Here is a 9389-nt window from a genome sequence, read left to right as displayed (position 1 = left end):
GACGTGGTGCCGGTCTCGGTGCTCGGCCTGGATTCCGGCCGCGCCACCAAGGGCCACCGCTTCGAGGCCGCCGTCGATCCGGTGCTCATCGCCGACGCCGACAGCTACGCCGCGACACTGCTCAAGGATGGCTCGGTCATCGCCTCCTTCGCCGAGCGCCGCGCCGAAATCGTCCGCCAGCTCGACGCCGCAGCGGCCAAGGCCGGTGGCAAGCCGATCGACGACGACGCGCTGCTCGACGAAGTGACCGCCCTGGTCGAGCGCCCGAACGTGCTGACCGGCCAGTTCGAGGAAGAATTCCTGGCCGTGCCGCAGGAATGCCTGATCCTGACCATGAAGGCCAACCAGAAGTATTTCCCGCTGCTCGACGCCGCCGGCAAGCTGACCAACCAGTTCCTAGTCGTCAGCAACATCAGCCCGGACGACGCCAGCGCCGTGATCGGCGGCAACGAGCGCGTGGTGCGCCCGCGCCTGGCCGATGCCAAGTTCTTCTTCGACCAGGACCGCAAGAAATCGCTGGAAAGCCGCGTCATCGGGCTGTCCAAGGTGGTCTACCACAACAAGCTGGGCACCCAGGGCGAGCGCGTGCAGCGCGTCGCCGCCATCGCCCGCGCCATTGCCGAGCAACTGGGCGGCGGCGAGCTGGTGCAGCACGCCGAGCAGGCCGCGGTGCTGGCCAAGGCCGACCTGCTGACCGACATGGTCGGCGAATTCCCGGAACTGCAGGGCATCATGGGCCGCTACTACGCCCAGCACGACGGCTTGAACGCCGACGTCGCCGACGCCATCGAGGACCATTACAAGCCGCGCTTCGCCGGCGACAGCCTGCCGCGCAACCGCGTCGGCACCGTCGTCGCGCTGGCCGACAAGCTGGAAACCCTGGTCGGCATGTTCGGCATTGGCCAGATCCCGACCGGCGACCGTGACCCGTTCGCGCTGCGCCGCCACGCGCTGGGCGTCATCCGCATGCTCGCCGAGGGCGATCTCGACCTGCCGCTGGAAGCCATGCTGGCCGTCGTCGGCGACAAGTTCTCGGCGGTCGAAGGCTTCAAGCCGGCAACGCCGCAACTCTCCGACTTTATCTACGACCGCCTGGCCGGCAACCTGCGCGAGCAGGGCTATACCGCGCAGGAAGTCGATGCTGTGGTCAGCCAGCGCCCGCAGCGCCTGGGCGACATCCCGAAGCGACTGGCCGCCGTGCGCGCCTTCTCGGCCCTGCCCGAGGCCGCCGCGCTGGCCGCCGCCAACAAACGGGTCGGCAACATCCTGAAAAAGGTCGAGAACCCGGTCGAAGCCGTGGTCGACAACGCCCTGCTCAAGGAAGCCGCCGAAGTCGCCCTGCACGACGCGCTGGTCGAGGTCGTGCCGCAGGCCGATGCCGCCTTCGTCACCGGCGACTACACCGAGTCGCTGACGGCGCTGGCCGCGCTGCGCAGCCCGGTCGACGCCTTCTTCGACGGCGTGATGGTCAATGCCGACGAGCCGGCCCTGCGCGCCAACCGCCTTGGCCTGCTCGCCAAGCTGCACGCGGCGATGAACCAGGTCGCCGACCTTTCGAAGCTTTCCGCCTAAGCCAGGAACGCCGCCATGCCCACCAAGCTCGTCATTCTCGACCGCGACGGCGTGATCAATTTCGATTCCGCCCAGTTCATCAAGAGCCCGGAAGAATGGAAGCCCATCCCGGGCAGCCTGGAAGCCATCGCCAAGCTGAAGCAGAACGGCTACCGCGTCGTCGTCGCGACCAACCAGTCCGGCGTCGGGCGCGGCCTGTTCGACATGGATACACTGAACAGCATCCACAAGAAGATGCACAAGTCGGTGGTTGCCGTCGGCGGGCAGATCGACGCCATCTTCTACTGCCCGCACGCGGCGGATTCGAAGTGCGACTGCCGCAAGCCGAAACCCGGCATGTTCAAGCGCATCTCGGAAACGCTCAACATCGACCTGACCGGCGTGCCGGCCATCGGCGACTCGCTGCGCGACCTGCAGGCCTGCGTGGCCCTGGGTTGCCAGCCGATGCTGGTGCTTTCCGGCAAGGGCGAGAAGACCCGGGCCGAAGGCGACCTTCCCGAGGGCACGCTGATTTTTGCCGACCTGGCGGCGGCAGTCGATCACATCATCAGCAAGGCAAAGAAATGAACGCCATCCGCTCCACCCTGTTCATGGCCTACGCCATCGTCTGGTCGGTGCTCACCGCACCGCTGGTCGTCATCGCCGGCCCGGTGCTGCGCGGCATCTGGGCCTATCGCTTCGGCAAGCTGTGGCGCCTCGGCATCCAGTTCGGCGTCGAGAACATCCTCGGCATCCGCGCGAAGATCGTCGGCCGGGAAAACATGCCGCAGGAAGCCTGCGTCATTCTTTCCAAGCACCAGTCGGCGTGGGAGACGATGACCCTGCAGGATTGCGTTCCCGGCGGCGCCTACTGCGTCTTCGTGCTGAAGAAGGAATTGCTCAAGCTGCCGTTCGTCGGCTGGGGCCTGGCCGCCATGAAGATGATCTCGATCGACCGCGCCGCCGGCAAGGATGCGCTCGACCAGGTGGTCAGCCAGGGCCGCGAACGCCTGAAGCAGGGCTTCTACGTCATCCTCTTCCCGGAAGGCACGCGCGTCGCGCCGGGGCAGACCAAGCGCTACAAGCCGGGCGGCGCCTACCTGGCGACCCACGTCGGCTGCAAGGTCGTCCCGGTCGCCCACGACGCCGGCGAACTGTGGCCGCGCCAGGCTTTCCTGAAGAAGCCGGGCACCATCACCATCAGCATCGGCCCGGCTTTCGACGCGACCGGCATGAGCGAAGCCGAGGTCAACAAGAAGGCGGAGGAATGGATCGAGGGCGAAATGCGCCGCCTCTCCCCGCACCGCTACCCGGATGCCGCCAGCCGCGCCTGAGGCCGCCCGCCGCATCGTCATCGGCGACCAGACGGTCGCCTACCTCCTGCGGCGCAGCGCGCGGCGAACCATCGGCCTGTCCATCGACCATCGCGGCCTGCGTGTCGGCGCCCCGCCGCGGGCGCGACTCGGCGATATCGAAAACCTGATCCGCGAGCACGGCCAGTGGGTGCTCGACAAACTGGCCGCGTGGCGCCAGCGCCCCGCTCCGACCAAGCTCGAAATCGCCGACGGCACGGTCATTCCGCTGCTCGGCGGCGAATGCGTCATCGCCCTGACGCCGCTCGGCCGCGCCCGCTGGCAATTCGGCCCGCAGACGCTCTACCTCCACCCGGGCGCCACGGCCAGCGCCGCGCAATTGCTCGAAAAAGCCCTGCGCGACAAGGCGCGCACCGTCTTCGCCGAGCGCCTCGCCCTGTACGCCCCGCGCCTCGGTGTCGCCGTGCCGCCCCTGCGCCTGTCCTCGGCCCGCACGCGCTGGGGCAGCTGCAGCCACCACGGCGGCATCTCGCTCAACTGGCGTCTGGTCTTCATGCCGCTGCCGGTGGTCGACTACGTCGTCTGCCACGAGCTGGCCCACCTCAAGGAAATGAACCACAGCCCGCGTTTCTGGTCTGTGGTGGAGCAGCTATGCCCGGACTGGCGCGCCCGGCGCCTGGAATTGCGCCAGCATGGGAGGCTAGTCGCTAGTTATTAGTCACTGGTCTTTAGCCAAAAACCCGGGTGCGCCATGGCACGCCTCAAACGTCGCTAACATCTAATTACTAACCACCAGCAACTACCAATATGCGTATTCTCCACACCATGATTCGCGTCGGCGATCTCGACCAGTCCATCGCCTTCTATACCGACATCCTCGGCATGCAGCTGCTGCGCCGCACCGATTACCCCGAAGGCCGCTTCACGCTGGCTTTCGTCGGCTATGGCAGCGAGGACAAGGAAGCCGTGCTCGAACTGACCCACAACTGGGATACGCCGCGCTACGACCTCGGCAACGGCTACGGCCACATCGCGCTGGCCGTGCCCGACGCCGCCGGCGCCTGCGCCCAGATCAAGGCGCGCGGCGGCAAGGTGGTGCGCGAGGCGGGGCCGATGAAGCACGGCAGCACCGTCATCGCCTTCGTCGAAGACCCGGACGGCTACAAGATCGAACTGATCCAGCGCCAGTAGCGCTCCGGGCAATCCACATCAAGGCGGCGCTTTCGCCGGTGCCCAACAATGGCGGTCAAAGGAGACCGCCATGAAACTGCCCGACTACATCGCCAGCCTGCCCGCCATCACTCTCCACGACCCGCTGGCGGAAGTGCTCGGGGCCGCCGAAGGCGGCCTGATCGACTACCACTTTGCCGATGCCGTCAAACTGGCCGGCCATGCCTGCCCGACGGTGGCCGGGGCCTGGCTGGCCACCGTGCGCGGGCTGGAGGCCCTGTACGGCCACGCCACCCCGGTGCGCGGCGACATCGCCGTGGCCTTGCCGGAGACGGTGGACGAAGGCGTCGCCGGGGTCATCGCCAGCATTGCGACGCTGCTCACCGGGGCGGCCGCTGCCGGCGGCTTCAAGGGGCTCGGCGGCCAGTACGGACGGCGCAACCTGCTTTCCTTCGGCGTCAGCGGGGTGACCGGCATCCGCCTCACCCGCCGCGACACCGGCGCCGCGGTGGATTGCGTGGTCCGCCTGCACAAGGTCGGCGGCGACCCGCGCCTGGGCGAACTGCTGCCTAAGGTCATCCTCGGCACGGCCAGCACGGCGGAAAGCCAGCTCTTCCGCGCCCTCTGGCAGGACCGGGTCAGGCGCATCCTGAGCGACGACAACAAGGAGATCGTCGACATCACCCGGGTGGGCTGAACCCGCCCTAGACCATCGCTTCGCGCACGACCGCCTCGAAGCGTTCGACGACGGCGGACCAGCGATGCGCCAGCATCGATTCCCGGGCTGCGGCGCCCATGCCCGGCCATTTTCCGGCGCTCGCGGCCATCTCGCCGGCAATCCTGACGTAGGCCTCGGCATCGCCGGGCGAGACCAGGCGCCCATTGTCGCCGTCGGCAATCAGTTCGGCGGCGGCGGCGCTGCGATAGGCGAGCACCGGCAAGCCGCTGGCCATCGCCTCGGCCACCACGTTGCCGTAGGTTTCGGTCAGGCTGGGAAACAGGAAGAGATCGGCGCTGGCGTAATGCGCCGCCAGATCGGTGCCGGTGCGCATGCCGGCGAAATGATGATCCGGGTGGTCGACTGCCAGCTGCCGGGCGGAGGGACCGTCGCCGACCCAGACCATCATGGCCTGCGGGAGCTGGCGGCGGATGGCCGCGAACGACTGCTCGGCCAGCTTCAGGTTCTTTTCCGGCGCCAGCCGGCCGACGTAGAGGCAGACCGGCACGTCGGCGCCGGCTCCCCAGCTGCCGCGCAAGCCGTCGTCGCGCCGCTGCGGGTCGAAGAGCCGGGTATCGACGCCGCGCCCGACGACGCGCACCCCGTTCAAACCCTCGCCGGCCAGGTCGGCGGCCAGCGCCGCGGTCGGCACCATGGTCGCCAGCGTGCGCCGGTGCAGGGTGCGCAAGTAGGCGGCCACCGCCGGGCGCATCCAGCCCAGGCCGTAATGCACGCTGTAGCGGTCGAAATTGGTATGAAAGCCGGAGGTCACCGGAATGCCCAGGCGGCGGGCCGCATTGACGGCCGACCAGCCGAGCGGCCCTTCGGTGACGACGTGCACCAGGTCCGGCCGGCGCCGCTTCCATTCGCGATGCAGGCGCCCCCCGGCCGGCAAGCCGAAGCGCAGGCCGGCATAGCCGGGGAGCGGCAGGCCGGGCAGGGCCAGTTCATGTTCGCCACCGGCATCGACCCGGCCCTGGCGCGGACGGATGACGCGCACCCGGTGCCCGCGCTCGCGCAGGCCGCCGACCAGGCGGCCGACCGTCATCGCGACGCCGTTGATCTCGGGAGGGAAGGTTTCGGTGACAAAGGCGATATCGAGCGGATTCGAGGTATGCATGGTGGCTCCCGGTTGCCCGGGAGAGTAGCCAGCCAGCGCTACATGCCGATGACAGAAGTCGTCACCCGGCTGTCACCTGCAAACCCTATAATTCGCCGTTTGCGACCGACCGTTTCACCATGCGCCTCCACTCCGCCCTTTTGCTCGCCCTGAGCATCGCGACAACCGCCCAAGCCGCCGACGAAGTCCACGAAGACTGGCAGCTCAAGGGCCAGGCAACCTATGTCGGGCAGAAATCCAAGAATTTCGGCGCGCGCTACAGCGACAGGAACAGCCTGAACGCCGACGGCGAAAACAGCTACACCTTCACCTCCACCGCCTATCTCGGCGCCCGGCTGTGGAAGGGGGGCGAGGCCTACCTCAACATCGAGGCCGGCCAGGGCGACCCGATGTCGGCGCTGACCGGCCTGGGCGGCTTTTCGAACGGCGAGGCGACCCGTGTTTCCGGCAACTCCATCAAGGCCTACCGCCAGCGCCTGTTCGTGCGCCAGACCTGGGGGCTGGGCGACGAAACCGAATACCAGGAATCCGAGTTCAACCAGATGGCCGGGCGCGTCGCCAAGGATCGCTTCGTGCTCACGGCCGGCAACTTCTCGGCCCTCGACATCTTCGACGACAACGCCTACGCCAAGGACCCGCGCACCCAGTTCCTGAACTGGAGCAACATGGCGCACACCGCCTACGACTATGGCGCCGACGCCCGCGGCTTCGGCTGGGGTTTCGCCGCCGAGTGGTACCAGGGCGACTGGGTGCTGCGCTTCGGGCGCATGACCGGGCCCAAGCTGCCGAACGGCCCCGAGATCGATTTCCGCATCCTGCGTCACTACGGCGACCAGGTCGAGATCGAACATGCGCACACGCTCGCCGGGCGCCCCGGCAAGGTCCGCCTGCTCGCCTTCCGCAACCGCGCCAAGCTCGCCGCCTATACCGAGGCCAGCGACTGGCTGGCCGCCAACCCCGGCGTCGACGCGCAGGCCATCAACCATGTGCGCAACGGGGTTCGCATCAAATACGGTTTCGGCATCAACCTCGAACAGGAAGTCGCCGACGATCTCGGCTGGTTCCTGCGCGCCATGCATGCCGACGGCCGTACTGAAACCTACGCCTTCACCGAGGCCGACGGCTCCTTCTCGACCGGCCTGTCGCTCAAGGGCGGGCGCTGGAACCGGCCCGACGACACCCTCGGCGTCGCCTGGATGCGCAACACCATTTCCAGCGAGCGCCGCGACTACCTCGCCCGGGGCGGCCTCTCCTTCTTCATCGGCGACGGCAAGCTGGCCTACGACCCCGAACACATCGTCGAGACCTACTACAGCTGGAAAGCCCTGTCCGGGCTGTGGCTGACCGCCAACTACCAGCACATCGGGAACCCGGCCTACAACGCCGACCGCGGCCCGGCCAACATCTACTCGCTGCGCGTGCACGCCGAGTTCTGAGCGGCGCATCCGGCCGCCCCGCCGGCGGCCGTACCAACCTGAAGCGTCGTCAGGCCGCCGCTGTCAGCGGCGACGGCACCGCCCCCGGCTTGCCGGCCAGCTGGCGATAGAGCTGGGCGAGGCGCCCGGCCATCGCCACGTCGCTCCACTCCCGGGCGTAGATCGGCGCTTCGTCGCCGAGGTGGCGCCAGGCCGCGGGATGATCGACGAAATGCCCCAGCGTTTCGCCGAAGGCCTTGCTGTCGCATGGCGGCGAAAAGGCGCCGCGTCCCGGCGCCAGGATATCGGTCGTCCCCATCTCCGACAGCGCGATGACCGGCAACCCCGCCGCCATGGCCTCGAGCAGGACCAGGCCCTGGGTTTCCGTGCGCGACGCGAAGACGAACACGTCGGCGGCCGCATAGCAGTCGGGCAGCCCCTGGCGGCGGTCGAGATAACCGACAAAGCGCACCGCATCGGCGAGGCCCAGGGTCGCCACCTGTTTCTGCAGATCGCCCATCGCCGGCCCCTCGCCGGCAATCATCAGCAGCAGGTCGGGGCGCCGCTTCCGGGCATGCACCATGGCGTCGAGCAGGAAGCCGATATTCTTCTCGTGCGCCACCCGGCCGACGAACAGGGCCAACGGCCGGTCTTCGGCAATGTCGTGGCGCAAGCGAAAGCCCAGGCCGTTGCCGCCGGCGAACTGGGCCGTCGGGATGCCGGTGGGCAGCACGTGCAGCGGCGAAGTCACGCCATAGGCTTCGAGGCGTTCGCGCATGGCGGTCGACGGTACCACCACCGCGTCGAGCGCGTTGCACTGCCGGCGCGAGAAGCGGCGCGCCTGGCCGCGCAGCCAGGCGGCCGGCAGGAAGGGGGCGTAGTGCTGCAGATATTCCTCGAACAGCGTGTGATAGGTCGCCACCACCGGCAAGCCGAGCTTCCGCCCGGCCTTCAGCCCGGCGTAATGCGCGATGAACGGCGTCTGGACATGGATCAGGTCGCAATCCGCCGCCTCGGCCAGCACGCGGCGATGCATGGCCCGCCAGCCGACCATGCGGTCTTCCGGATCGCCGGGAAGCGGACGCCCGGCCACGCGGACGATGCCCGGCTCGTCGGCTTCGTCGCCGTAGCGCGGCACGACCAGCCTGACCTCGACACCCTGCGCCAGCAGCGTGCGGCGAAAGGTCTCGATCGAGGTCGATACGCCATTGACGCGCGGGAAATACACATCGGAAACCATCAGCACACGCATGTCACGCCTCCATTGTTTCTTCTAGCCTGGCCGCCAGTGGCACCTCGATCGGCGCCGGCGGAGCCGCCAGCAGACGCTGCGAAGCCCGCTCGCCCCAGTTCACCAGTTCGAGGCGACCGTCGAAGTGTTCGACGATGGCCGTGCAGGAATCGACCCAGTCGCCGCAATTGACGTAGGTCAGGCCGCCGATGTCGCGGATCGTCGCCCAGTGGATGTGGCCGCAGATCACGCCGTCCAGCCCGCGTTCGCGAGCATGGTGGGTGGCCGATTCCTCGAAATCAAAAATGAAATTGAGCGCCGTCTTGACCTTGCGCTTGGCGTAGCCAGCCAGCGACCAGTAGCCGGAAATCCCCAGCTTGCGGCGTCCCCACGACAGCCAGTGGTTGATGCGCACCAGCAGGTCGTAGGCCTTGTCGCCGAGGACAGCCACCCAGCGATGGTGGCGCGTCACCTGGTCGAACTGGTCGCCGTGGATGAGCAGGAAGCGGCGGCCGTCGGCCGTCTCATGGACGAACTCGTCGACCACCTCGACATCGCCGAAGACGATGCCGCAATAATCGCGCAGCGCCTCGTCGTGGTTGCCGGGAATGAACACCACCCGCTCGCCGTGCCGCGCCCGGCGCAGCAGCTTCTGCACCACCGTGTTCTGGGCCTGCGACCAGCAGATGCTGCGGCTCATCGCCCAGAAATCGATGATGTCGCCGATCAGGTAAGTCTGTTCGGCGGGATGCTCGCGGAGGAATTCGAGAAGACGTTCCGCCTGGCACGCCCGCGTGCCGAGGTGGATGTCGGAAAGAAAGACGGATCTGACCTTGGGCATGCCCCCAAGATACGAGCCGCCCGTGACCCG

10 protein-coding genes are annotated in these 9389 nt (G+C 68.0%); 7 read left to right on the top strand and 3 right to left on the bottom strand.

What is annotated here, in order from left to right; all coding sequences use genetic code 11:
• From glyS to Q0P59_RS04865, 6 genes are all read left to right on the top strand, one after another.
• Positions 1-1572 (top strand): glycine--tRNA ligase subunit beta (glyS, locus tag Q0P59_RS04890; RefSeq protein WP_295004158.1); only part of this gene is annotated, 1572 nt, incomplete at its 5' end.
• A 15-nt stretch (positions 1573-1587) separates the two neighbouring features.
• Positions 1588-2139, top strand: coding sequence for a D-glycero-beta-D-manno-heptose 1,7-bisphosphate 7-phosphatase (gene gmhB / locus Q0P59_RS04885; RefSeq protein WP_295004156.1), 552 nt, complete (start codon positions 1588-1590; stop codon positions 2137-2139).
• A complete protein-coding gene (locus tag Q0P59_RS04880) occupies positions 2136-2885 on the top strand; it encodes a lysophospholipid acyltransferase family protein (RefSeq protein WP_295004154.1) in 750 nt (249 codons plus the stop codon). Before gmhB ends, Q0P59_RS04880 begins: the two co-directional genes overlap by 4 nt.
• Positions 2866-3582 carry a SprT family zinc-dependent metalloprotease gene (locus tag Q0P59_RS04875; protein ID WP_295004152.1) on the top strand — a complete coding sequence of 239 codons (717 nt, stop codon included), beginning with the start codon at positions 2866-2868 and terminating at the stop codon, positions 3580-3582. Before Q0P59_RS04880 ends, Q0P59_RS04875 begins: the two co-directional genes overlap by 20 nt.
• 89 nt (positions 3583-3671) lie before the next feature.
• Positions 3672-4055, top strand: coding sequence for a lactoylglutathione lyase (gloA, locus tag Q0P59_RS04870; RefSeq protein WP_295004150.1), 384 nt, complete (start codon positions 3672-3674; stop codon positions 4053-4055).
• A gap of 70 nt (positions 4056-4125) precedes the next feature.
• Positions 4126-4731: a hypothetical protein gene (locus Q0P59_RS04865; RefSeq protein WP_295004148.1), complete on the top strand. Its 606-nt coding sequence runs from the start codon at positions 4126-4128 to the stop codon at positions 4729-4731.
• Positions 4732-4738: 7 nt separating this feature from the next.
• Here Q0P59_RS04865 and Q0P59_RS04860 read toward each other — a convergent pair whose 3' ends face one another.
• Complete coding sequence (locus Q0P59_RS04860) at positions 4739-5872, bottom strand: glycosyltransferase family 1 protein (protein ID WP_295004146.1); 1134 nt, start codon at positions 5870-5872, stop codon at positions 4739-4741.
• Between the two features lie 119 nt (positions 5873-5991).
• Here Q0P59_RS04860 and Q0P59_RS04855 point away from each other — a divergent pair, with 119 nt between their 5' ends.
• A complete protein-coding gene (locus Q0P59_RS04855; protein WP_295004144.1) occupies positions 5992-7308 on the top strand; it encodes a carbohydrate porin in 1317 nt (438 codons plus the stop codon).
• Positions 7309-7357: 49 nt separating this feature from the next.
• On the opposite strand, the gene Q0P59_RS04850 is transcribed toward Q0P59_RS04855, so the two are convergent.
• Both Q0P59_RS04850 and Q0P59_RS04845 read right to left on the bottom strand, forming a co-directional pair.
• Entirely contained in the window at positions 7358-8539 is a 1182-nt protein-coding gene (locus tag Q0P59_RS04850; RefSeq protein WP_295004142.1) for a glycosyltransferase, read from the bottom strand.
• Position 8540: 1 nt separating this feature from the next.
• Positions 8541-9359, bottom strand: a complete 819-nt coding sequence (locus Q0P59_RS04845) for a UDP-2,3-diacylglucosamine diphosphatase (RefSeq protein ID WP_295004140.1) — start codon at positions 9357-9359, stop codon at positions 8541-8543.
• Between the last annotated feature and the right edge of the window lie 30 nt (positions 9360-9389).

This window comes from uncultured Dechloromonas sp. (assembly GCF_945957265.1).
In the GTDB taxonomy this organism is placed as follows: domain Bacteria; phylum Pseudomonadota; class Gammaproteobacteria; order Burkholderiales; family Rhodocyclaceae; genus Azonexus.
The sequence above is the reverse complement of the archived record's forward strand: the minus strand, read 5'-3'. Positions and strand labels throughout refer to the sequence as shown.